Annotated in this window: 22 protein-coding genes; 20 read left to right on the forward strand and 2 right to left on the reverse strand. The window is 44.5% G+C overall.

Going from position 1 to position 25024, the window contains the following annotated elements:
- Positions 1 to 145 precede the first annotated feature (145 nt).
- From gspD to RS24_RS08825, 12 genes are all read left to right on the forward strand, one after another.
- On the forward strand, positions 146 to 2077 hold the full coding sequence (gene gspD / locus RS24_RS08770; protein WP_021777851.1) for a type II secretion system secretin GspD: 1932 nt from the start codon (positions 146 to 148) through the stop codon (positions 2075 to 2077).
- Between the two features lie 8 nt (positions 2078 to 2085).
- The gene (gene gspE, locus RS24_RS08775) at positions 2086 to 3606 is read left to right on the forward strand and encodes a type II secretion system ATPase GspE (protein WP_021777852.1); all 1521 of its coding nucleotides are present in this window, start codon (positions 2086 to 2088) and stop codon (positions 3604 to 3606) included.
- Complete coding sequence (gspF, locus tag RS24_RS08780; RefSeq protein ID WP_021777853.1) at positions 3606 to 4877, forward strand: type II secretion system inner membrane protein GspF; 1272 nt, start codon at positions 3606 to 3608, stop codon at positions 4875 to 4877. The genes gspE and gspF overlap by 1 nt, the downstream gene beginning before the upstream one ends.
- A gap of 11 nt (positions 4878 to 4888) precedes the next feature.
- A complete protein-coding gene (gene gspG / locus RS24_RS08785) occupies positions 4889 to 5338 on the forward strand; it encodes a type II secretion system major pseudopilin GspG (RefSeq protein ID WP_021777854.1) in 450 nt (149 codons plus the stop codon).
- 5 nt (positions 5339 to 5343) lie between these two features.
- The gene (gene gspI / locus RS24_RS08790) at positions 5344 to 5718 is read left to right on the forward strand and encodes a type II secretion system minor pseudopilin GspI (RefSeq protein WP_021777855.1); all 375 of its coding nucleotides are present in this window, start codon (positions 5344 to 5346) and stop codon (positions 5716 to 5718) included.
- On the forward strand, positions 5718 to 6395 hold the full coding sequence (locus RS24_RS08795) for a PulJ/GspJ family protein (RefSeq protein WP_021777856.1): 678 nt from the start codon (positions 5718 to 5720) through the stop codon (positions 6393 to 6395). The genes gspI and RS24_RS08795 overlap by 1 nt, the downstream gene beginning before the upstream one ends.
- Complete coding sequence (gene gspK, locus RS24_RS08800) at positions 6395 to 7423, forward strand: type II secretion system minor pseudopilin GspK (RefSeq protein WP_021777857.1); 1029 nt, start codon at positions 6395 to 6397, stop codon at positions 7421 to 7423. Before RS24_RS08795 ends, gspK begins: the two co-directional genes overlap by 1 nt.
- Before the next feature lie 19 nt (positions 7424 to 7442).
- Complete coding sequence (gspL, locus tag RS24_RS08805) at positions 7443 to 8486, forward strand: type II secretion system protein GspL (protein WP_021777858.1); 1044 nt, start codon at positions 7443 to 7445, stop codon at positions 8484 to 8486.
- The gene (gene gspM / locus RS24_RS08810) at positions 8483 to 8992 is read left to right on the forward strand and encodes a type II secretion system protein GspM (protein ID WP_021777859.1); all 510 of its coding nucleotides are present in this window, start codon (positions 8483 to 8485) and stop codon (positions 8990 to 8992) included. The genes gspL and gspM overlap by 4 nt, the downstream gene beginning before the upstream one ends.
- Positions 8993 to 9011: 19 nt before the next feature.
- The gene (locus tag RS24_RS08815) at positions 9012 to 9872 is read left to right on the forward strand and encodes a maleate isomerase (RefSeq protein ID WP_021777860.1); all 861 of its coding nucleotides are present in this window, start codon (positions 9012 to 9014) and stop codon (positions 9870 to 9872) included.
- Position 9873: 1 nt separating this feature from the next.
- Positions 9874 to 10443 carry a hypothetical protein gene (locus RS24_RS08820; RefSeq protein WP_021777861.1) on the forward strand — a complete coding sequence of 190 codons (570 nt, stop codon included), beginning with the start codon at positions 9874 to 9876 and terminating at the stop codon, positions 10441 to 10443.
- A gap of 159 nt (positions 10444 to 10602) precedes the next feature.
- Positions 10603 to 11214, forward strand: coding sequence for a glutathione S-transferase family protein (locus RS24_RS08825; protein ID WP_021777862.1), 612 nt, complete (start codon positions 10603 to 10605; stop codon positions 11212 to 11214).
- A gap of 62 nt (positions 11215 to 11276) precedes the next feature.
- Here RS24_RS08825 and typA read toward each other — a convergent pair whose 3' ends face one another.
- Positions 11277 to 13115: a translational GTPase TypA gene (gene typA, locus RS24_RS08830; RefSeq protein WP_021777863.1), complete on the reverse strand. Its 1839-nt coding sequence runs from the start codon at positions 13113 to 13115 to the stop codon at positions 11277 to 11279.
- Between the two features lie 73 nt (positions 13116 to 13188).
- Positions 13189 to 13839: a fructose-6-phosphate aldolase gene (gene fsa / locus RS24_RS08835; RefSeq protein WP_021777864.1), complete on the reverse strand. Its 651-nt coding sequence runs from the start codon at positions 13837 to 13839 to the stop codon at positions 13189 to 13191.
- Positions 13840 to 14044: 205 nt separating this feature from the next.
- Between fsa and RS24_RS08840 the strand changes: the two genes are divergently transcribed.
- The 8 genes from RS24_RS08840 to RS24_RS08875 all read left to right on the forward strand — a co-directional run.
- Entirely contained in the window at positions 14045 to 15280 is a 1236-nt protein-coding gene (locus RS24_RS08840) for a dipeptidase (RefSeq protein ID WP_021777865.1), read from the forward strand.
- A 106-nt stretch (positions 15281 to 15386) separates the two neighbouring features.
- The gene (locus RS24_RS08845; RefSeq protein WP_021777866.1) at positions 15387 to 16895 is read left to right on the forward strand and encodes an amidase family protein; all 1509 of its coding nucleotides are present in this window, start codon (positions 15387 to 15389) and stop codon (positions 16893 to 16895) included.
- Positions 16896 to 16917: 22 nt separating this feature from the next.
- Entirely contained in the window at positions 16918 to 17370 is a 453-nt protein-coding gene (locus RS24_RS08850) for a YeeE/YedE family protein (protein ID WP_192814068.1), read from the forward strand.
- Positions 17370 to 17783 carry a DUF6691 family protein gene (locus RS24_RS08855; protein ID WP_021777868.1) on the forward strand — a complete coding sequence of 138 codons (414 nt, stop codon included), beginning with the start codon at positions 17370 to 17372 and terminating at the stop codon, positions 17781 to 17783. The genes RS24_RS08850 and RS24_RS08855 overlap by 1 nt, the downstream gene beginning before the upstream one ends.
- Positions 17784 to 17879: 96 nt before the next feature.
- Positions 17880 to 18752, forward strand: coding sequence for an MBL fold metallo-hydrolase (locus RS24_RS08860; RefSeq protein WP_021777869.1), 873 nt, complete (start codon positions 17880 to 17882; stop codon positions 18750 to 18752).
- Positions 18753 to 18797: 45 nt separating this feature from the next.
- Positions 18798 to 20549, forward strand: a complete 1752-nt coding sequence (locus RS24_RS08865; RefSeq protein ID WP_021777870.1) for a SulP family inorganic anion transporter — start codon at positions 18798 to 18800, stop codon at positions 20547 to 20549.
- A 199-nt stretch (positions 20550 to 20748) separates the two neighbouring features.
- A complete protein-coding gene (locus RS24_RS08870; protein WP_021777871.1) occupies positions 20749 to 22410 on the forward strand; it encodes a ShlB/FhaC/HecB family hemolysin secretion/activation protein in 1662 nt (553 codons plus the stop codon).
- Positions 22411 to 22424: 14 nt separating this feature from the next.
- Positions 22425 to 25024, forward strand: a 2600-nt coding sequence (locus RS24_RS08875; RefSeq protein ID WP_021777872.1) for a two-partner secretion domain-containing protein, incomplete at its 3' end; no start/stop codon positions are given.

A 25024-nucleotide genomic window follows, 5' to 3' on the forward strand; every position in this document is an offset into this window, starting at 1 on the left:
CATGATTGTCACAAAACTGTCATGAACAAGTATTTTACTCTCCATCGTCAGATCTTTTATCGAATTCAGATCTTAATAATTAATAGTGGCCATGTGTCACCAGGTTGTTTCTAGAAATTACAATAAGTAAAAGGATTTGGTACTCATGAAAATTTTATTCGTTTTGTTGTTTACACTTATATCGTTTACCGCAAACGCACAAATTTCAGGGGGGCTGAATTACAAGGACGCGGATTTGCGAGAATTCATCGAAGATGTCGCCCTCGCCACACGTAAAACATTCATTATCGACCCAGGTGTCGCCGGCAAGGTTAATCTTGTTTCTAGTAAAAATGTTGACGCCGAATTACTGTTTGAAATTTTTCTTTCAGTGCTGAAAGTCAATGGGTATGCGGCTACATCCACGGTTGATGGTGGTTATAAAATAATTCCTGTAAATATTGCTTTTAAAGATAGCGTTGAGGAGGACGCGAAGGGTGATCGTATTGCCACCAAAGTCTTTTTTCTTCGTTATGCCGATCCGGTAAAAGTTCTGGGGGTTGTGCAACAATATGTTAATCCTAAGGGATTAAGTTTTGCGCGTGAGGGATTGCAAGCCATTGTCGTATCGGATTATGCGCATAATCTTACACGCATTCAGTCAATAATCGCCGAAATTGATGTCGATAATTCGGTTGTTAAAATCGTTAAGTTGAAAAACACATCTGCCCGTGAAATGGCGGATGTAGCCCGTCAGATAGCCAGCGAGAATTCTAATAATCAATCAAGTTATCAATCAGTCAAAGCCATACCTATAATTGCAAGTAACTCTTTAATATTGAAGGGTCAATCACAGACAGTGGAGAGATATTTTCCTATCATAGAAAAGCTCGATCTTGAAAATGCATCAAACGGTTCGCTAAAAGTTGTGAAACTGAAATATGCAAATTCTGAAACCTTGTTGCCGACTTTACAGGCGCTTTCAGACAGCATTGCCGCACCTGATGTAGGGGTTAATAAATTTTCTGCAGAAAAAATTATAATCTCAAATTACGTAGAGGCTAATGCAATTATCATTAAGGCAAGTGCTGATGCCCAAAAGAAAATTATTGATTTAATTTACTCTCTCGATACACCGCGCGCGCAGGTGCTTGTCGAAGCAATCATTGTCGAAGTTTCCAATAATGCGGCCAAGTCACTTGGCGTGCAATATGTTCTCGCCGGGGGCGAAGACAGTAAAGTACCTTTTACAGTTTCTAATTACAGCAATACATCACCTAATATTCTCGCTGCGACTGGAGCGTTGGTGCTGGATGATTCGTCAGACAGTAGCAGCTCTGCTACGGTGGAAAATCTGTCGGGCGTTCTGCGTTCTGCCGCTATTGATAGCATGCTTGGCATTAACGGGCTGGCGGTTGGTGCCGCGGGGACGCGAAGTGATGGCGGCATTTTCGGGGTTATTCTGAATGCATTATCCGGAGACGTGAAAAGTAATATCCTCTCCACACCGTCGATTATGACTTTGGATAATGAGCCTGCTAAATTCATTGTTGGTCAGGAAATTCCCATCACGACGGGTGAGGCGCTTGGGTCTTCCAATGCTAATCCATTCCGTACGATAGACCGTAAAAATGTCGGGGTACAGTTGGAGGTTGTTCCTCAAATTAATGAAGGCGATGAAATCCGCCTTAAGATTAGGCAGGAGGTTTCCTCTGTCTCCGGTCCTATAGCAACGACCTCGACTGAGTTGATAACAAATAAACGAGAAATGGAAACCACCGTCAGGGTTGGCGATGGAGAAATAATTGTGCTTGGTGGTCTTATCCAGCAGGACGAGACCATATCAGTCGACAAAATACCTCTGCTCGGAAGTATTCCTGTACTTGGTAAAGCTTTCAGTTCAGAGCAAAAATCAAAATCTAACACTAACCTTATGGTTTTCCTGCGCCCAACAATCGTAAGAACATCAGAAGATGCTCGTGCAGTGACGGAACTTAAATATGGTTATATTTCGGACAGCCAGAAAAAAGCTAAAACAAAACTCTCCCTGGATGACATGATGCAAGATGTCGTGGGCGTCACCTCGGAACAGGAGTAACCCTCCACATGGTAAGATCGTCACAGATTATCTCCAATGCAGAGGCAGAACGTTTTTCTGAGATATTACCTTATGCTTTCGCCAGGGATTATGGGTTGGCTCTATCATCTGAAAAAAAAGGTTTTTGCCTGAACCTGTCACAAACCGTTGACCGGGGAATGATTGCCGAAGTGTTTCGGGCTTATCGTGACGTCAATATAGTTAAGACACTTTCCGATGAAGATTTTGAAAGCCTACTTTCTACAATGTATGCGAGCCGCGGTATTGACGCCGAGGTTGATAGCTTGTCTGAGGCAAACGGGGACGACCTGGATAGTGTCTTGCAGGGTGTTGAGCGATCTGCTGACTTACTTGCTGGGGATGATGATGCGCCAGTTATCCGGCTTCTCAATAGCTTGTTTAGTGAAGCTGTGCGTGCCGGGGCGTCGGATATTCATCTTGAACCATTTGAGGACAAAGTTGCTGTCCGATTGCGCATAGACGGGCTTTTGACAGAAATCGCAGCATTATCAGCCAAATTGGCTCCCTATCTTGTTTCGCGTGTAAAAGTGATGGCACGGTTAGATATTGCGGAAAAACGGCTTCCGCAAGATGGTCGCCTGTCTTTGACTCTTGGCGGCAAAAGCTATGATGTGCGGGTTTCTACGTTACCAATCCGATATGGTGAGCGCGTGGTAATGCGTCTTCTCGATAAGGATCAGGCATTTTTGAGTCTTAGTGATCTCGGCATGGCGGATAAAATATGTAAACGTTTTGAGGGCGCTTTATCAGAACCAAACGGAATTTTGTTGGTAACCGGACCGACTGGGGCGGGTAAAACTACAACTCTCTATGCTGCCTTGGGACTTTTGAACGACCAATCGCGCAACATAATGACTGTTGAAGATCCTATTGAATATGCTTTGAAAGGGGTCAGCCAGACTCAGGTGAATAACAAAGTCGGCATGACATTTTCAAGTGGTTTGCGGTCTATTCTCCGTCAGGATCCGGATGTGGTGATGGTGGGAGAGATACGAGATGCCGAGACAGCCGAGATTGCCGTTCAAGCCAGTTTGACAGGGCATTTGGTTTTGTCCACCGTCCATACCAATAGTGCGGCGGCTGCCATTACACGGCTAGTCGATATGGGTGTTGAGCCGTTTTTACTTGCCTCATCTGTAAAAGCTGTGCTTGCACAGCGACTGGTGCGGCAATTGTGTGGATCATGTAAGCAACCTTATCAAGCTTCCAAAGACACTGCGGCAAAGCTTGGACTGAAAAGCCGTCAGCTTAAGTTATATCGACCGACTGGCTGTCTTGACTGCCAAAATACAGGTTATCGCGGCCGTGTCGGAATATATGAGCTCATTATGGTGAACGACGATATTCGTCGCATGATTCAGAATGGTGCCGGTGAATTGGATATCGAGGCACAGGCTATTGCCGAAGGTTTGCCTGTTCTTGCCGATAGCGGACGTGAGCTTGTATTGTCGGGTGAAACTACGCTTGAGGAAGTATTGCGGGTCTCTCGGCTCAAGGGGTCGGAGTAATGCCTGCATATCAATATGAGGCGCTGGATGCGCAAGGGAAAAAGAAAAAAGGTGTGATCGCTGCTGATAGTTTGCGTGATGCAAGAAAACGCCTGCAATCGAAAACATTATTTCCGGTCAGTCTAACTGAGGGCGGGCGCGCAGAATCTTCTGATAGGTTGGCGTCAACGTCACTAACCGCACGTCTATCTTCACTTCTGTCTTCTCTGAGTTCAAATTCAACACGAAGCGCAAAAATATCGTCACGCGATCTTGCCATGGTAACGCGTCAAATGGCGACTATGGTTGGAGCAGGCTTGCCAGTGGATGAAACTTTGCAAGCTATTGCAGCGCAAAGTGAGAAAACGTTAATACGCGATGTATTGACCAATATCCGGAGTCGTGTTGTCGAAGGGGAAAAACTCTCTGAAGCGATGAAAGTGGAAGCAACATCTTTTGATGATTTATACCGGGCGATGATTGCCGCCGGAGAAGCGTCTGGTGATTTGGACGGCATTCTGGCGCGGATTTCTGAATATTGCGACAAATCTGAAGATGTAAGAACCAAGGTGCAAGCGGCCATGGTTTACCCAGCGGTTTTGAGTGTAATCGCTACCGGTGTTCTTGTACTTCTCATGACATTTGTAGTGCCTAAAATTGCCGTTCAATTTGAGTCCTTTAATGCTGAATTGCCCGCTTTGACTCGCTTTGTTATTGGCTTGTCAGACATCCTGACGCATCTTGGCCCTGCTTTTTTGCTGATTATCATTGCGGCTGGTATTGGTTATACTGCCGCCATGAGACGCAAGCCTTTACGCCTGAAGGTGCATGGCTTCTGGCTCCAACTCCCTTTGATCGGCAGATTATTGCGTGTCGTCGCGAGCGCACGGTTCGCCCGTACATTGGGGACGCTGGTTGAAGGCGGTAGTCCTGTGCCTGAGGCTATATTGGCTGCTCGTGAAACCCAGTCCAACCAAGTTGTCCGCGACGCTGTTGATGGTATTTATAAAGATGTCCGTGAAGGTAGCGCTCTCGCTAATGCATTCCGTAAAAGTGGGATTTTTGCGCCTTTACTGGTTTATATGGTGGCGATGGGCGAAAAAAGTGGCTCACTACCTCATATGCTAACAAAGACAGCCGACTATCTTGAAGGTGAGTTTGACGGGGTCACGCGCACCCTAATGAATCTTCTTGAACCAGCTATTGTTGTGATTATGGGCCTTATGGTTGGCGTGATTGTCATGTCTATTATGTTACCGATTATGCGTCTAAACAGTCTTGTTTTATCTTAGGGAAAGAAGAAATGACCATACATTGCCACTCTCAACCAAATTTGAAAATACCCAGGGCTAATGGATTTTCCTTTATCGAACTTATGGTTGCCGTTGTGATTATGGGGCTTTTGACATCCGTTGTGGTGTTGAATGTGCTGCCGAGCCAAAATCGCGCTATGGTCGAAAAAGCCCGCAGTGATGTGGCTCTGCTATCGCAGGCGATAGAAATGTATCGTATGGAGACCCTTCGATATCCAGCTATGGAAGATGGCTTGGATGTTCTGACTCGTGCCCCTGCTGGTGATACATTTCGCCAGGAAGGGTTTGTCAAATCCCTCCCCAAAGATCCTTGGAATAATCCCTATCAATATCTTGTTCCTGGAGAATTCGGACCTTATGATGTTTTCTCTTTTGGTGCTGACGGACGACTAGGTGGCACTGGATTGGACGCAGATATTGGCAACTGGCTGGACGAGTAATCATTATGGCTGGCACTCCGACATCCGCGCAGGGCTTTTCTCTGCTCGAATTGCTGGTCGCCGTATCCATTCTGGCTCTTGCTGCTATCCCGATACTTGTCAATCAAAGCCAAAGCGTGCGTATGGCGTCACATATGCAGGAAAAAGTGTTGGCACATACAGTGGCTGAAAACATCATCGTATTGCTTTCGATTAAATCTGGCGTCAGTGCTGGTATTTTGATGGGCGAACAGCGGCAAGGTGGCGCGGAATTTTTATGGCAGGCTGATATTTCTCGAACAACAGATGGTGGCCCTCTCATGATGTCAGTATCGGTGTCCCGTCCTGGTAGTACGACAAAGCTGGCGCATCTGACGGGCTTTAGAGAGGCAGGACGATAATGTCGGAAAAAGGCTTCAGTCTTGTCGAGACGCTTTTGGCTATGTTTCTGTTATCTCTTGTGTCGATGACAGCTCTGGTCATGTTGAATGGTTATTTTCGTGGTTCGGCGGCGATTGGAACGGCAAGTTCACGCCTTTCACAAATGATGTCAGCGCGTGAACAACTTGCAGATGATTTGCTCCATGCTGTAATCCGCCCTTCTGGTGAGGCTGAGATGCCGGTTATATTTTATGGTGATATACGCGATACTTGTTTTTTACGTCTGACGCGTCGGGCGGGATCAACAGCGATTTATGATCCGCGCGGGACGGATATCGAGTCTGTTCGCTATTGTTTGGAAAATGGGAGGTTGATACGTCAAGCTTATACCCGCCCTGATGCAGTGCGCGATACCCCTAAGCGGCACTACAGTCTTATTGACAATTTAGAGACGGTGGAAATTAGATTTCTTGTAAATAATGCTTGGGTGCGCGAGTGGCGAATTACAACGCAAAATGTTTATAGCCAAATAGATATTGGACTACTTAACCCCGAAGGGGTCAACGGCATAAGCACGGATGATTTGCCTAGTCTTGTAGAAGTGAGTTGGGTGGTAACAGATGATGGCATCTCGCGGGACTATGTGCATTATTTCCGTACCGGTCAGAGTCCCGCAAGAAGTCCCGGGGGTGCATGATGGTCGGTAGAAATAAACTTTTTTCTGTCGCTTCGGTATCTCGGTGCCAGGGTAGGCAAACGGGTGCAGCTCTGATTATTGTGTTGGGTTTGGTGTCTGTTATGAGTGTGACGGCGGTTGTGGCCTTTGATATGTTTAGTATGTTTGTTCGCAAAACCACTAACAGTCAGATATTGTCGCAAGCGCGTGAATATGCGCTGGCCGGAGAAATGCTCGGTGCTAAACGTGCCGGAACTTTCATCAAAGCTAATGAGTTATTTGGCATTAACGATGCTGTCAATGACGCTGAGAACCGTCTGAAAGTTGATATGCCGATTGATGGTGGACGCATTAAAGGTGCGTTAAAAGAAAGTACAAATTGCTTTAATCTCGCGACACTGGTTCGTAAAATGCCGGATGGATCATTTGTGGCTAATGTGACGGCCATGCAGCAATTTTCTAACCTGTTACAGGCCATGGGTGTTGGCAAAACAGAAGCGACATCTTTGACGGCTGCTCTAACGGACTGGCAAGATAGTGACACAAGGCCTCTGCCTATGGGGGCCGAGAGTGCCACCTATAATCAACTTGATCCACCTTACCGGACATCCGATAGTCGACTGGTGAGTATTAAGGACTTGCATTTAATCCGTGACTTCTCGGTTGATCTTGTCGAAGCGTTGACCCCATTGGTTTGCATTGACCCGCTGGATACGCAAACCGTGCTTAATCTTAATACCCTGCAACCGCATCACTCCTTACTGGTTAAGGCATTGCTCGGTGATGTGATTACCATGCAACAGGCATCGCAATTGATAGCTGCCCGCCCGCGGGGAGGCTATGACCATAATCGTCGGTTTTGGCAAATGAAGATGTTTGAGGATAAGGCAATCCCGGAGACAGTGCGCGGGCAATTTATCACCACGCCGAGACGTTTTCTTCTGACTGTCGATGTGTATTTGAACTCGGCGCTTACACGGTTGAACTCGGCGCTACACTTTAACCCCGATGGGTCATATATTATTACCTCTCGCTACTTTGGGGCATAGGAATTCAGGAACGCAATTTATGGCGCGTGCACAAATTGAATTTATTAAAATAGCCGAAAACCTAACCGCTAATTTGGGTAGTAATGCGGTAGCGGTCATAGCCGGGGACACTGTGAGCAGTTTCCGTGTGACCTTGCCAGCACTGTCTGCGAGAAAATTGAGAAAGACGCTTCCATTTTTGGTTTCGGATCTGCTGGTGACGGATATAGAGGATATGCATCTGTGTTTGGTCGAGACGGAAACACCAAATGACTACCTCTTATTGGCTTGTGCCAAAACTGTTATGCGCGAGATGCAGGATAAGGCACTGGCAGAGGATTTAACCCTGAAGGCCGCATGGCCCGACTATATGTTGATTGCGCCACCCGATGAGGGTGTTATCCTGGAGCATGAAGGTGGTGATATCTTATGTCGCCGTGCAGACGGCACAGGCTTTCGTATGCCGAAAAAAATCGCAGAAGCGGCTTTAAGTGATGTGCCAAAGGATGCCCGTAAAGATGGTAACCGCGGCAACTTACCAGAAGAAGGGCAGGGCTTGGCAACCGGTATTTTTGGCCCACAATTTCCGTTTATGAGTTACCTGCCTATTTTTAAACGCCCGGCGATTTTGGCGGCATCAATCTTATGCATTTGGGTCATTGGTACATTTGCACAAATTGGTCGACACCAGGCGACGCGCGCGGATTATGAAGATGCCTCAATACAGTTGTTCAAACAGGCTTTCCCCGATGTAACCCGTGTTGTTAATGTCGAAGCTCAGCTTATGAACAAAATGATGTCGTCCAATACTTTGCCAGCACGAAACTTTTTATATCTGACGGATACGCTTTTTCAGGCAATTGACGATGTTGAAAATATCGGAATAGACAGGCTGAATTTTGACCGGACGGATATACGCCCTTTGCAGGTCACCCTACGTGCGCAGAATTTTTCGACTCTGGAGCTTGCCAGACAAAAGCTCGTTGATGCCGGTTTTGCCGTTATCGAAGGAAAAAGTAGTCAAACTGTGAGTGGCGTGACTGGTGATTTCGCCTTGTCCCGCACAGCAGGAATTCGCCAATGAGGGATACGCTGAACAATATGTTGAGGAGTGCGAAGGCAACTTTTGCGGGTTTTTGGCGATCTGTGACACTGCGAGAACAAATCGCTTTTTTGATCGCTGGTACAGCCATCATTCTACTCTTGCTTTATGTTGGCTTGATAAGACCACTGGATATGAAACTGGAAAAAAGTCGCGCTTCTCTGTCTATAGAAAAAGCACGTTTTGAACGTATTGCCGAGCTTCTTTCGCGTGCCGGTAATCAACCAGATGTAACATCTATCAGCGATAAGCCTTTAAGGGCAACGCTAACGGAAACAGCGAAACGCATCAATATCGGACTAAGTATCATTCAGCCCGGTGAGGGTGGTAGTGTGATGTTGCGAATTAATAAGACCAGCAGTGCAGCCCTTATGCGTTGGCTTTCGACGCTTCAATCCGAGCATAATCTTCAGGCGGACGAGGTTTTGATACAGAAAAATATGGATGAGAAAAGCCTGAATGTACGCGCTGTTTTTGGCCGAGAATGAGACTATAGGAGCCTGCTGAATGAAAGATATTATTAAGCTGGCTTCGGCTTTATTGAGGCATTTCTCTGCTGTCACCGGTCATATTGTACCTCTTATACGCGGCCTGTCTGAAACGCGTTTAAGCCATGCCAGCCTGGGTAAACTGTTTGCTCTTGTTTTTATTATAAACCTGGTCATTCAATTACCGGCGTCACTTGGGGTGCGCATGCTCCAACCACAGGGTCTAAATGCGCAGAGCATATCCGGCAGTCTTTGGGACATTCGGCTCAAACAGTTTGTCTATGCGGGGCGTCAATGGTCGTTCGGACGTTTCGAAATAGCTGTTTTGCCTTTATTAATTGGGCGCTTTGGCGGCGATTTTTCTTTGTCGGGGACGGACGGTGTTTTTAAAGGGTCTATAAAACATGCTGAGTCGGACAAGGTAATTTTTCACAGCCTGGATGGAAAATTCAGCTCATATTTTCAGTCTACTGAAATCAATGGCACGACCATTCAAGTGCCAGTCAATGTGGCCTTTGAAGGACGTAAGTTGGATTTGGACAAAATCGGCACATGTTACGACGGGTCGGCGATGCTTACCCTATCTACAGACAATGCAGTTGTAGGCAGTTTGCTGCCTGCCAGTCTGTTATGGAACGGAAAAGCCAGGTGTACGGATGGGGTAATACGTTTTGACCTGACTGCTGAAACTTCTCAGACCACAAAGATTGACAATATCCGTATAGCTGGCAGGCTAGAAGCGATGCGCTTAAAGGCAGACATTATCGTGAACTTGTCCATGTCAAGCCAGAATGATGACGCTATTTTGAATGTTTTGCGTTTCTCCGGTTTTGAGGCGCGACCGGATGGGTGGGCGTTACAGTTAGATGGAGGGATTTAAGATGAACAGACTATCAAAGTCCTTAACAATGTTTGTATCGCTTAGTTTGGCGAGTTTCTTGAGTGGGTGTGCGAATTTGCTTGTTCCCGTTGTCATTGCGACCACACCCATGGTTCTCCCATCACCCGAAAATGCCGCGAAGAAAAATACTTCCGCCGGTCAATCGGATAGTGAAGTAGTGAAAACGATTCCTGAAGGTCAGCTTGTATTCGGTAGTTTGCCACCGCAACTGCTTCCAGAGGGCCAGTGCGGGTTGTTTCTGTGGGGCGCAGGGGAAGGCCGCCCTTTATATTTTTTCCAAAACACCGCTGAGGCGCGGGCGATTATTCCTGTTAATGGAAAAAATATCATTATCCACCGAAACGCCGCCGCTAGACAAATTGTTGAGGGGTTTTTTGCCCGTCAAAGTTTCATTGTCGGTGACATTAAAATCTCAGTTAACTTGCAACCTGATCAGGGACGAAACGTTCTCAAAGGCATTGTCATTCCTTCGGGAGTTATAAATGTCACTGAAAATTCAGGCCGTCAGTCAGTCTTGTCTGTTGTTGGGCTATTTAACTGTAAGCTATAGTTTTAAACCAAAGAGATGTCATAGACCTTATCGCCCAGATTATAATGCTTGCTTCTTATGCTGGTGCTTTTGTAAATGGTATAGTTTGTCAGTGGATGGCGCACTCACCACAGCATGTATATTGATTAGAACAAAGCTTGTGAAACAGGAGATTAACAAATGTTGAAATTACATTTTGCACCCAACTCGCGTGCCGGACGGATTGTCTGGCTGCTTGAAGAGCTTGGTTTACCCTACGAGATTAACAAGATGGCGTTTCATCCAGAAGCGCTAAAATCTGATGAGCACCGTCAGCGTCATCCACTTGGGCGGGTGCCAGTGCTAGATGATGGGGATGTCTCGATTTATGAGTCCGGTGCGATCGTTGAGTATATTCTTGAGCGCCACAAAAATGGTGGCTTGAAGCCAGCTGTTGAGGCACCTGAATTTCCGGCATATTTGCAATGGTTTCATTATTGTGAGGGCATGACCATGCCCCCGATCAATACGATTGTCGTGCATACGCTTATTCTTCCTGAGGAGCGCAGAGATGCGACAGTTCTAGGGCAAGCGCAGCGTCTTCTCACCAAATCACTTGTTCCTGTTAATGAAACTTTGGCTGAAAAAGATTACCTTATCGGTGACTTTTCGGCTGCAGATATTATGTTAGGTCACTCTGTTTATATGAGTAACCGATTTGGCTGTGTCACTGATGATATGGTGAATATCAAAGCATACATCGAGCGCATCGAAGCGCGCCCGGCTTTCCAGACTGCCATTACGATGAAATAACCGATTATAGGGAAGTTTAAGGACAATTTTTATCTGGCTTTAATTGTCTGTATTTTTTTCTTCTATTTGGCTTCTTCCATCTGGCGGCGGAATTTCTTGCGTTCATGTTCGAGCAGATAACGCTTGCGAAGCCGTAGGCTGGTCGGCGTGACTTCCAACAATTCATCAAACTCGACATAGGCCATCATTTCTTCCAACGACATGCGGCGCGGAGGTGTTAAAATAACAGCTTCATCCGAACCAGAGGCGCGGATATTGGTCAGCTTCTTGCCCTTCAGCACATTAATCTCCAAATCATTATCGCGGCTATGTTCGCCGACAATCATGCCGTGATAAACGGGGGTTTGCGGGTCAATAAACATGACACCGCGGTCCTGCAGATTGAAAAGTGCATAGGCGACTGCTGTGCCGGTTTCGCTAGCAATTAGTGCGCCGTTTCGACGGCCGGGAATATCGCCGCTATAGGGCGCGTATTCATGGAATACACGATTCAAAACACCCGTGCCCCGTGTCTGGGTCAGAAAACGGCTTTGATACCCAATCAGACCTCGCGACGGCGCATGAAACACAATTCGAGATTTTCCTGCGCCAGCTGACCGCATATCCATCATTTTAGCCTTACGGCGGTTCATGCTGTCGACCACGGTGGATGAAAACTCTTCATCAACGTCAATCGTGACTTCTTCTACTGGTTCAAGTTTCTGACCGTTTTCATTGCGGAGCAGAACTTTTGGGCGTGAGACATTCATCTCAAACCCTTCGCGGCGCATAGTTTCAATCAAAACGCCCAGTTGCAATTCGCCACGCCCACCAATTTCAAACGCATCTTTATTGTCGCTTTCGGCAAATGTGATGGCGACATTGGTTTCAACTTCTGCGAGCAATCTTTCGCGGATAACTGTAGAGGTCACTTTTTTCCCCTCTTGTCCTGCAAAGGGGCTGTCATTCACCGTGATGGTGACGGACATTGTAGGCGGGTCAATCGGGGTTGAGGCAAGTGCATCGGTAATACTCGGATCGCCGATTGTGTCAGCCACAGAAGCTTTTGTGAGACCTGCAACACATATCAAGTCCCCGGCCTGGACTTCATCAACCGGCACACGCTTAGTACCTTCAAAGCGCAATAATTTTGTTAAACGGCCTGTTTCAATCTGATCGCCATTGAGGTTAATAGCCTTCACTGCTGCATTAAGTGTTGCTTTACCTTGTAGGACGCGTCCTGTTAGACAACGGCCAATATATGGGTCGCTGTCCAGCAGTGTCGCGAGCATGGCAAAGGGTTTATCGGGTTCGACAATGGGTGGCGGCACATGGGCGAGGATTATATCCAGAAGCGGATGGAGGTTGTCACGCGCATCATCCAGCTCCGTGGCGCACCAGCCATCGCGACCAGAGGCATAGAGAATAGGGAAATCCAACTGCTCAGGGCTGGCATCCAATGAGACAAATAAATCAAAGACTTCATCGACAACTTCATCAGGTCGTCCGTCAGGTCGGTCAACTTTATTAATGACGACGATGGGGCGAAGACCCTGCGCGAGTGCCTTGCCGAGTACGAATTTGGTTTGTGGCATCGGGCCTTCTGCTGCATCGGTGAGCAGTATCACGCCATCTGCCATATCCAGAACGCGCTCAACTTCCCCTCCGAAATCCGCGTGACCCGGAGTATCTATAATATTGATGCGTGTGTCTTGCCAGGTGATGGAGGTTGGCTTAGCGAGAATGGTAATGCCGCGCTCTTTTTCCAAATCCCCGGAATCCATAACGCGTTCATCGACTGCTTGGTTATCGCGGAACAGGCCGGATTGTTTCATAATCGCATCAATGAGTGTGGTTTTGCCATGGTCAACATGGGCAATAATGGCAATATTACGCAGATTTTGCGCCGGGGTAGCGGTCATAGGAAAACCTCAATAATTTGAGATATTCGGCTTCTATCGCTTCTTGCCCTGTGAGGGAAGCAGAAACTCGTTTTTATATTTTTATATCGGCGGCCTTGGCGTCTTCGACAAATTGATCCAGCCCTTTTGTCGTAAGCGGGTGGTTGAGGAGGCCCCATAATACGGCTGGGGGCACAGTTGCGACATCTGCACCAAAAATCGCCGAGTCCCTGACATGAAGTGGGGTACGGATGGAGGCCGCAAGTATTTGCGTTTTAAAATCGTAATTATCAATAATGACGCGCAAGTGATGAATCAGTTCCATGCCATCCGTATGGATATCGTCAATCCGCCCGATAAAAGGTGAAATATAGGTTGCGCCTGCCTTGGCAGCTAATAGTCCCTGATTAGCCGAGAAACATAAAGTGACATTTGTCTTAATGCCCTCCGCTGTAAGTGCGCGGCAGGCTTTTAAGCCATCTCCGGTAAGTGGTAGCTTCACCACAACATTGCTGGCGATTTTGGCGAGGATTTTGCCTTGCTCGATCATGCCTTGCTGGTCAATTGCGATGACTTCAGCGCTAACATCACCCTCTGTTACCTTACAGATATCGGCGATAATTTCTTTGAAATCTCGTCCGGCTTTTTTAATCAGTGAGGGATTGGTTGTGACACCATCAATCAGGCCAGCGGTATTTAATTCGTTAATTTCTCCGATATCAGCGGTATCAACAAAAAATTTCATTTTTATCTCCTCTTTTCGCCTAAATGCTCTCAGCCTTTGGACATTACCTAAGTTTAGTTACTTTTGCCGCATATTTCACTGTTTTCCTTTGAAAACATAAAATTCATCTTTAGGACTTGTCAGGCTGGGGTTTAAGACACACAATTATAAAATGTTTAGATTAGTGTTGTATTTGTTTGAGAGAGAACGAAGTAGGTGCTCAATTTTGCCGTTCAAGAGTTTGGCACTATCCCTTGCTATACTGTTTATTTTACAAGGTTGTTCTCAAGAAAATAAACAAGAGGCATCACTTCAAATATCACATGAAGACTTTCTTGTTCTGGACGCGCATCTTGATACACCTATCATTTTAGACCGCCCGGGTTTTGACATTTCCTCTCGTCACGACCCGATGCATGATTATGCTCAGATAGATTTGCCGCGCATGCGTGAGGGGGGGCTGGATGGAGGCTTTTGGGTGATTTATACCCCTCAGGGCGATTTGACACCGCAAGGCTATGAAGATGCACTTGCCCATGCCTGGCACCGCAACAGCGTGATAGATAAAATGCTGATTGACCATGCCGATAATTTTATGCCTGCGACGACAGCAGATGACGCCGCCGCCATTGTCGCGCAGGGTAAGCATGTTGTTTATAAGAGTATTGAAAATGCTTATCCGCTTGGCTTGGATGTGATGCGATTAGATGCGTTTTATGAAGCAGGTGTCCGCATGGTCGGGCTGGTACATATGACGAATAATCAGTTTGCGGACAGTTCCACCGATCCGGATGGACTGAAATGGAACGGCCTGTCCCCATTGGGGAAAGACCTCATCCGCCGTGCCAATGCGCTGGGTATGATTATTGATATGTCTCACGCGCATGATTTGGCGCTGGCTCAGGCTATTGACTTGTCGACAACGCCGATCATTCTCTCCCATTCAGGGGCAGGGCATTTATATGAGCACCCGCGCAATGTTGGTGATGCCTTATTGTTAGACCTTGCTGCGTCAGGGGGGGTTATGCATATCAATTCGCTTTCAGCTTATCTTAAAGATTTAGAAACAGATCCTGCAAGGCGTCCTGCTTTATCGGCGCTTTTTAAGCAATTGCAAGAAAATCCCCTTAAGACCGAAGCCGAGGCAGAGGCATTTCTGGAGGCTCGGCGCGCTATTGACAAAAAATACCCACCTGATTTTGCCACCTTTGATGACGTGATGAGGCATATTTACCATGCGCATGCGCTTATGGGTGCTGCGCATATCGGAATCGGTCTTGACTGGGATGGCGGCGGCGGCGTTGACGGTTTGCAAGATATTACAGGTTTGCCCAAAATTACCCAAGCGATGCGTGAGGCTGGCCTGTCTGACGAGGATATCGCGGCGTTGTGGAGCGGAAATTTATTGCGTGTTTTGCGACTTGTGGAAGCATCCCGCGCATTATCGCACGAGATGCCTTAATCTTTTGGTTGTAGAAAGTTTAAAAAAATGAAAACTTAGCAGTTGGTTAAAATAATACTGGCGCCGCTTTAGTATTAGAGCCATGAACAATAAAAAGGAGAAAAACGTGGATAGAAGAATTTTTTTTACAACACTCTTAGCAGGCACTTTTTATAATCTACTTACTACAGCGCGGGCAGCTGCTTCTAAAGATTTAGCGGATCTGGATATGATTGATACCGCCGCCGAGATTTCATCTGGTCGGGTTTCAATGTTTGAGGTCACTAAAGCGGCGATGGATAGAATTGATGCGCTCAATCCTCATATCAATGCTTTGGTTACTAAAACCTATGATTATGGTGTCCGGCAAATAGCTCAGAACCCGACAGGCCCTCTTGCTGGTGTGCCCTACATGCTCAAGGATCTAAATTCACTCGCAGGTGTGCGGACAACACGTGGATCAAGGCTTTTCAGTAGTTACACATCATCGCGCCAAACCCCTTATACTGAAAATATTCTGTCTACGGGTGTGATTATCCTCGGCAAAACCAATACACCCGAATTTGGCTTGATGCCCACAACGGAACCTATCGCCAATGGGGCGACACGGAATCCCTATAATCTTGATTACTCATGTGGCGGATCTTCTGGTGGTGCGGCTGCTGCTGTTGCTTCTCGTATGGTTGCTGCAACACAAGCGAGTGATGGCGGTGGTTCTATAAGGTTTCCAGCGGCGGCATGCAATTTATTTGGTTTAAAACCGTCACGGGGTCGGTTTGGTGATCAGGGTAATGATGACCGTGTGGTTAACTTGTCAGTTAAGCATGCCATTAGTCGTACAGTGCGTGATAGCGCTTTTATGCTGGCACTTACCGAAAACGGGCCTGGGGCAACATTACCTCCTGTAGGTTATATTGAAGGCCCAACCAACAAGAAAAGAAAATTTGCGCTCTCCTTAAATGCGGGCAATGTCTCACCTGATTACGACACTCGACGCGCAGTGCAAAAAATAGGACGCCGATTGGAAGGGCTTGGGCATGAAGTTGAGGAGGTGGACACCACACTGCATGATGACCCGTTATTTCAGGACCTTTTTGCAGGTCTTTGGGCGCAAGGCGCAAATAGACTTCTTGACGTTGCTGAACGGGTTACGGGTGTACCTGCCGCGCAAAGCGGTCTGTTAGAGTTTTCGACATTGAAGATGATAGAATTTTATGTCGATAAACCCATCATATCGGATGCGCGTATTAAAGAAATTCTCGGTGATCTAGAAAACCAGATGCAAACCTTTTATCAGTCTTATGACGGATGGATTTCACCCATTTCACCTATACCGTCACCTCGCCTTGGGTATTTTACTGAAGGCCTGGAAGAGAGCCTTGAGAAGGGGGTAGAGGAGAAGGCGATTATGCAAATGCTGTTTGATCGACTGGCTGAATTCACAGCCTATACGCCGATAAATAACGCACTTGGACGTCCTGCTATGTCGGTGCCAGGTGGGTTTAACAGATCTGGTATCCCTATCGGAGTGCAGATTGCCGCCAATACCGGACAAGAAGCTTTGCTTCTTGATATCGCCTACCAGTTGGAAAGTGATATGCCTTGGATAGCAGCCAAACCGCCAATATCTGCTTAAAACAATCCAGTCAGGGTGTTGCGTGATGATTGATTTAGATAATTTTACCCCTCTAACTGCTTTGGCGGGTGGTGGCTTGATTGGTTTGGCAGCAGCTATTTTATATACCTTTAATGGACGTGTGCTGGGTGCTAGCGGTATTACGGCGTCTGCTTTGGAAGGGGTTATCCATTCGAAGGCGCGCGACGGCTTATCTTGGCGCTTGGCATTTCTCGTTGGTGTTATAATCGGTCCTTTAATTTACATTTTGATGACCGGTGCCTTACCGCAAAATGATTATATCGCACAAGACGGCAGGTTAATTATTGCAGGTCTGATTGTTGGCCTTGGCACGGGCTATGGCTCAGGATGCACATCAGGTCATGGTATTTGCGGTTTGGCACGCTTTAGTAAGCGCTCGCTCGCCGCTGTGCTGACCTTTATGGCGACTGGTTTCATCACAACTTTTTTTATTAATCATTTGGTAGGTCTGTGATGCAACTTCTTGTTGGTCTGGTAAGTGGTCTTATTTTTGGTCTAGGATTATCCGTTTCGGGGATGTTAAATCCCGTCAAGGTTTCGGCTTTTTTAGATATTGCAGGAGCTTGGGACCCGTCACTGGCGTTGGTTATGGGGGGTGGACTAGCAGTGAACCTCTTGGCCATGTGGTTACTAAAAAAACGGACAAAGCCTTATTTTGCTGACGAATTTTCGTTGCCACAATCTGTTGCCATTGATCGTCCTTTGCTGATTGGCGCGGCTTTGTTTGGTATCGGTTGGGCCTTGGGGGGCCTGTGCCCTGGACCAGCCATCGCCGGTCTCGCTTATTTGTCAGGCGATTCACTTATGTTTTTCATCCCCATGCTGGCTGGCTTATATCTCGCCAGATTTATTGCCTCTAAAAGTTAATCTTCCGTTTGGATTCTTTTATTTTGACTTGCATATCGTATCTAAATTACATAAAAAAAATGTACAATAAGCTAAATTAAACCTGCAGTATTTGATATGACTTCAAACCCTGAAATACATGCCTTTTTTGACACGACAACCAACACAATTAGTTACATCGTGCATGATCCTGAAAGTCTCCATTGTGCCATTATCGACAGTGTCATGGATATTGATTATGCGGCTGGACAAATTTCTTACACGCATGCAGATCATCTAATTCGTTTTATAACCCAAAAAGGTTGGCAACTTGACTGGCTGATTGAAACCCATGTTCATGCCGATCATTTATCTGCTGCACCCTATATACAATCTCAGCTCGGCGGCAAGCTTGGTATTGGTGAGGGAATTAAAACTGTTCAATCCGTATTTGGAAAAATTTTTAATGAAGGCACGGATTTTAAGCGTGATGGGAGTCAGTTTGATTGTTTGTTCAAAGACGGTGACACCTATAAAATCGGTTCATTAGAGGTCACTGCTATTCATACACCCGGTCACACGCCAGCATGTATGACGCATCTTATTGGGGATGCGGCTTTTGTTGGCGACACCTTGTTTATGCCTGATGGTGGCACGGCGCGGGCGGATTTCCCTGGAGGAGATGCGCGCGCGCTTTATCGATCTATTCATCGCATTCTCTCACTACCTGATGAGACGCGATTATTTATGTGTCACGATTATGGCCCTAATGGTCGCGATTTTATTTGGCAAACAACGGTTCAAGAGCAACGCCGGATTAATATTCATGTCCGGGATGGCATAACCGAAGACGAATTTGTTGACCTGCGGCAAAAGCGGGATGCCGGGCTTGATATGCCCGATCTGCTCATACCATCCATACAGGTAAATATGCGTGCCGGTCATTTTCCTGAGGCCGAAGCAAATGGAAGCATTTATTTGAAAGTGCCGATCTCAGGTATCAAAAATTAATAATGTTTTATTTAGGGGGGATGGAGCAAAGGATTGCGTAACATCATGCCAATATTAGGCTGGGGTAAAACCTATAGTCTGCCGCATTTCTACCAGGATATGTCGGCTGCCGTGATTGTGACCATCATGCTGATACCGCAATCCTTGGCCTATGCTTTACTGGCTGGGCTGCCGCCAGAAATAGGTCTCTATGCATCCATGATGCCGCTTGTAGCATATATGATATTCGGCACAAGCAATACGTTGGCTGTTGGCCCTGTCGCCGTCATATCGCTCATGACAGCTTCTGCGATTGGTAAGCTGACACTTACAGGTGAGGTTGATTATCTATCTGCGGCGGTGATGCTTGCTCTACTCTCCGGCATCATGCTTCTTCTTCTCGGCATTTTTCGACTAGGCTTTCTTGCCAATTTTCTCAGTCATCCGGTGATTTCAGGTTTTATTATTGCCGCCGGCTTGTTGATTGCTACCAGCCAATTTGGTCATATTTTGGGTATCGCGGCATCTGGTCAGACGCTTCCTATTCTTTTGATGTCATTGTTCGGTGGCATAAATGACGTCAACAGCGTGGCGTTAATTATTGGTATCACATCCCTGATATTTCTGGTTTATGTCAGAATTGGCCTGAAGCCATTACTGGAGGCGTGTGGTTTATCTTCTGGACTTGCTGCTAATATCAGCCGTGCGGGGCCTTTATTGGCTGTTTTTATGTCCATCTCGGCTGTGCAGTTTTTTTCTCTGGGGGATAAAGTGGCGGTTGTGGGGTCGATCCCCCAAGGCCTGCCATCGTTCGCTCTGCCAGACTTATCGTTAGATATGATTGAGGCATTGTGGTTACCCGCATTTTTCATCAGCATTATCGGTTTTGTCGAATCTGTTTCAGTAGGGCAAACACTCGCCGCACGCAAAAATGAACGCATTGACAGTAATCAGGAATTAATCGGGTTGGGCGCAGCAAATATCGCTGCTTCAGTCTCCGGCGGGTATCCTGTGACCGGAGGATTTGCGCGGTCGGTGGTCAATTTTGATGCTGGGGCGGCAACCCCTGCAGCAGGTGGGTTCACGGCTGTCGGCATTGGTATCGCGACATTGGCTTTTACCCCTTATTTGTATTTCTTGCCTAAGGCGGTTCTGGCCGCAACCATTATTATAGCGGTATTATCTTTGATTGACTTATCAGTTCTTAAAAACAGCTGGTTTTATTCAAAGTCAGATTTTTTTGCCATTTTTGGCACAATTATTGTCACGCTTTTTATGGGCGTCGAGTTCGGGGTGATTTTTGGTGTCACGGCTTCGATTGCTCTTTATCTTTATCAAACAAGCCAGCCGCATATTGCGGAAATTGGGCTTGTGCCGGAAACACAGCATTTCAGAAATATTTTACGCCATAATGTGATTACCAGTCCGCTTATTCTCTCACTTCGGGTTGACGAGAATTTATATTTTGCCAATGCTGAGTTAATCGACAAGATGATTAAAGAACGGCTAGAGAAATCACCGGATATACGTCACGTGGTTTTGAACTGCACTTCTATAAGCTTGATAGATGCATCAGCACTAGAAGTGCTTGAAAACCTGAACAAGTTTTTGATGTCACGTTCTATCGGGTTGCATTTCTCAGAGCTTAAAGGCCCCGTGGAAGACCGCCTGTTAAAGGCTAAATTTCTTGAGCATTTGAGTGGACAGGTTTTTCTTCATCATTATGGCGCTGTGTCACAACTCGACCCTAAAACCTATATGAACCCCAGTGTTTTAGCCGAGGCTGATCAAAGTGCCCATGACGGTAGTCACATTTAAACATACTTAAACTTAATTCACAGGCAACAACATCTATTTTAAAAATGTAAATTTTAATTAGATTATTAAGAAATAAATTCTGTAGATATTAATTTTTTAAGAGTAAATTAATAGATAATTCAATTCCTATAAGGTATTGAATACTAGGTATTTTTTCTATAGCCTAACAAAAATTTTTAACTTAATTCAAGACAAGCAAATGCACAAAAGTATAAAGGTACATTTGATCTTATTGGTATCAGCTATATTATTCCCGAATAAATACGCTGATTCGCAGCAAATAGAAACTCCTGGTGAGGTTTACAGGGAATTAACCCCCAAAATACCTGATTTGCGTCAAAGCAAAAAGAAAGAGAGTGTTTTTACTAAAAAAGATGAAGAGGTTAAAAATAACACTCTAAGATTTAAACTATCAGGCTTTGATTTTATTGGTAATAAGGTGATTGACGACAATCAATTACTTAGAGTTACACAAAAATTTTTAAATAAAAATGTCAGTTTTCAAGAATTAAAATCAATAATTGATTTAATTGAACAAAAGTATGATCAAGCTGGTTGGCTTGTAAAAATTAGCCTCCCTCCTCAAGATATAACTAATGGTATTGTGAAATTAGTAATTCTTGAGGGAAGAGTTGCCGAATTACTATTGGATCCAAAGTCAAAAAATATTAAGGATTATCAAGTAGTTATAGATTATGTCTTTAATCAAACTAGAAAGCGTGGTTCTAATTTAGATGCGATCAACCGAGGCCTGTTGCTTGTTAATGATTTGCCAGGCATAGACGCTAGCGCGTCCATGCGGAAAGGTCATAGACCTGGTGAATTAGGATTAATGCTTAAGGTAAATAATAGAAAAAAAATTAAGCAAACTTTATCAATTGATAACACTGGTTCGAGATCAATAGGCTCAGAAAGACTAATATATCAGATTAAGTTAGGTAATGTATTAAATAAAAAAGAAACTTCCGACCTCAGTTTACTCAAGACTGAAGGTCTCGATTATTTTGGAGCCGAGTTATCATTTCCATTGTTTAGGGATGGCCTTTCATTGGGTATTAGCGCTTCTAACTTAGATTATGAGGTTGTTACTAATGACACTAATGGTATCGATAGGGGTATTAAAGGCGAAAGCAGTTTTTATGAAATAAATTTCAAATATCCTATCATTAGGAAAAACGAATTTAACGTGAACGTTAAAATTTCCCATGAAATAAGAAAATTTGACGGTTTTGTGTCTGGTCAAAACACCAATAAATATAAAATAAATACAAATGTTTTAAGTTTTTATGGGAATAGGTATGATGATTTTATCTATGGAGGGGAAAGTTATTTTAGTTTATCGTATTTAAATGGCGATAAACGAGACAAACTCACTCCCTTAGCAAGAGAAAAATCATATTCTAAAATTGATTTTAATTTTGGACGTATCCAAGATTTCAACAATAAAATCAGTGTTATAGCTAATGTTAGCGGTCAATATTCTGGCTCAGAAGCTTTAGATGTTTCAGATTTTATCTCAATGGGCGGTGTTGATGCTGTAAGGGCATATCCGAGGGGTGAGGGAAGTGGTTCAAAAGGCTTTGTGTCGTCACTTCAACTTAACTATTTAATAAGACAAAGTCTGATCCTCTCCCCATTTATAGATTATGGACAGGTTGAAAATAAATCACAATTAAACAGCAAATATGACCTAAGTGGCGCTGGTTTAGCAGTTAGCTTTTTTGGTCCCTATAAGAGTATTTTCAATATTACTTACGCAAGAAGGTTTGGTGACAATCCTAATAGATTAATAAACGGAAATGACCAAGAAGGTAAACTCGTTAAAAATAGATTTTGGTTTTCACTAAGGAAAACTTTTTAAAAGTTCCTGTTGTTATGACTGGTTTGGCTAAAAATTTAGATATATCAGAAGCAATTTGGGGCTTATTAAGTTCAAGAAAATATTTGCTGCCTTCGGTTTTTTTTGTCTCAGCTGTTTTATTTCCAAATGGATCTTTTGCAGGAAACTTTGATGGCCTCCCCGATGGCGGCAAGGTAGATTACGGCAATGTAATTATCAAAAAAAATAATAATCAAATGGAGATTAATCAAAGTTCTCAAAAGGCAATAATTGAATGGGAAAATTTTGACTTAGATGAAGATAAGTCATTAAATTTCAAACAGTTAGATAAATCCTCGTCTATATTAAATAGAGTAATTGGTGATGGGACATCTTATATTAATGGAAAAATCACATCTAATGGTCAGGTAATTATTACCAATGAAAATGGTGTTGTTTTTGGTAAAGACGCCATCATTGATGTTGGAAGTTTAATCGCAACATCAGCTAATTTGAGCAATCAAAATTTTTTAGATAGTGAATTTGTTTTTGAACAGAAAAGTAGAAAATCTAAAATTCAAAATTTTGGCCATATTTTAACTGATGATCATGGTCATGTGGTTCTAATTTCTCCTGAAATTGTAAATGAAGGCTACATAGTTGCCAAAAAAGGTAACGTTTTTCTAGCTGGAGGTAAGTCAGTAGAACTTAAATTCGATGGTAACGAAAAGTTAAATGGCATTCATGTTGAACCAGGTGATTGGCAAACCCTCATAGAGAATAAAAAAGTTATAGAGGTCAGTGAGGGGCAAGTTATTTTGTCAGCTTCTGGATATAACGAGTTAAAGGGAGGGCTTATTAGAAATTCAGGACAATTAAGTGCAACCTCAGCAGTTCAGGTTGGAGGTAGAATTATTTTAGTTGGCGAGGAGATTGAATTAGCTAGTACTTCATTAATTGACACCTCAGGTGATTTGGGCGGTGGTGATATTTTAATTGGGGGTGATTGGCAGGGAGGAAAGCACAAAACTAAGAAAATTTCCGAAGAAAAGGTTTATTCGTCCAATAAAGTAATACTTAATAATGGCTCTATAATTAAATCTGATGCTTTAAAACAAGGCGATGGAGGAAATATTGTAGTTTGGTCAGATATTGACAATCAAACAAGCAAAACATCAGTTGCAGGTGTAATTACAGCGAAAGGAGGAGCATTAGATGGAAACGGCGGCAATATAGAAACATCTGGGTATTTATTAGAATTAAATGACTATCATATATCAACAAAAGCTTATTATGGTTATGATGGAAACTGGTTACTTGACCCTGGCAATATAAACATTTCTAATTCTGGGATTGACTCACTTCCTGGAAATAGTGGACCTGGGGGTGATACAACAATATCACCAACTACAATATCAAACGCTTTAGATTTAAATAATATTTCTATAAAAACGGGTTCTGGAAATTATAACATTAATATTAATGACCCGATAAGCTGGACTTCCTCTAATAATCTGACACTAGAGGCGGGTGATGAAATTATAATTAATGCAAACTTAAGCGGAAATGGTGGTGGAGATTTAACTCTCATTTCACCAAATGGTATCTTATTATCTGAAAATAACAATATTGATATTACGTTAAATACAGGCGATTTATTACTAAGAAGTGATCATATATCTTTTGATGGGGATTACGCATCTGACAAGCCAGCGCAAACAACAATTTCAGTTGGTGGATTACTTACATTTGAATCATATAGTAATACTTTTTCATCTTCTATGATAAATGGATATGAAGGTGATGTAGCTAATATATTAACATGGTCAGGAAACTTAAGCGGTAATCAGTGGACAAATAATGGAAGTGGTGATTTTGTAGGTCTAAAAATAAATAACTTCAGTCATATGGGCGGCCTAACACTAAATAAATCAACTTCATCAACAAAACTAGAAATCAATTCACCAATATCTTTATCTGGTCCTGTGTCGATTTATGGCGGGAGCATTGACGTTAATGCGAATATTACGGCAAATAGCGGCAATATTTTGCTAGACGCTGACACTGGAAGCACTCTGAACCAGTCATCTACGGGTATTTTGCTTGATGATGTAATCACGATTGAGACAGTTACATCAGGTAATTTGACACTTATTGGCCGTTCTGGGGACACGGGCTCTGGTTTTGACGGTATTGATGCTTCATCTGCGAATACGACGACGCTACGATCTGCTGGCAATCTAACCCTGCAAGGTTATTCCTATGCGGCTTCTGGTTCGGGTCGTGGGGTTGACTTAAACAATGACGTTATTGCTGCGTCAGGAACTGTCAGTATGAGTGGCCAGCACAATACGGGCGCTACTTATGCGATTAGTTTGTCCGGTAGTACGTCCATTACGGCGGGTACAGGTGTTACTTTAGAGTCTTTGAACGATAATACGGGCACGATTGCGTTGCTATCGAGTGGTGGGATTGATGGTGGTAGCGGTACGGTGTTGATGCGTGCTGCTAATTATGCGTTTGGCGGTGCTGACAGAACAATTACTACGACAGGTGTTTTGACGATTGAGCCAGATGCGGATGAAAACTCCTTTGCTAGTTCTTTTGACAACCAATACCTCAACCCTGTGAGTGTAACGGGTCTTACCTTGGGTAA

The sequence above is a fragment of the Candidatus Micropelagos thuwalensis genome (assembly GCF_000469155.1).
Classification (GTDB): Bacteria; Pseudomonadota; Alphaproteobacteria; order RS24; family RS24; genus Micropelagius; species Micropelagius thuwalensis.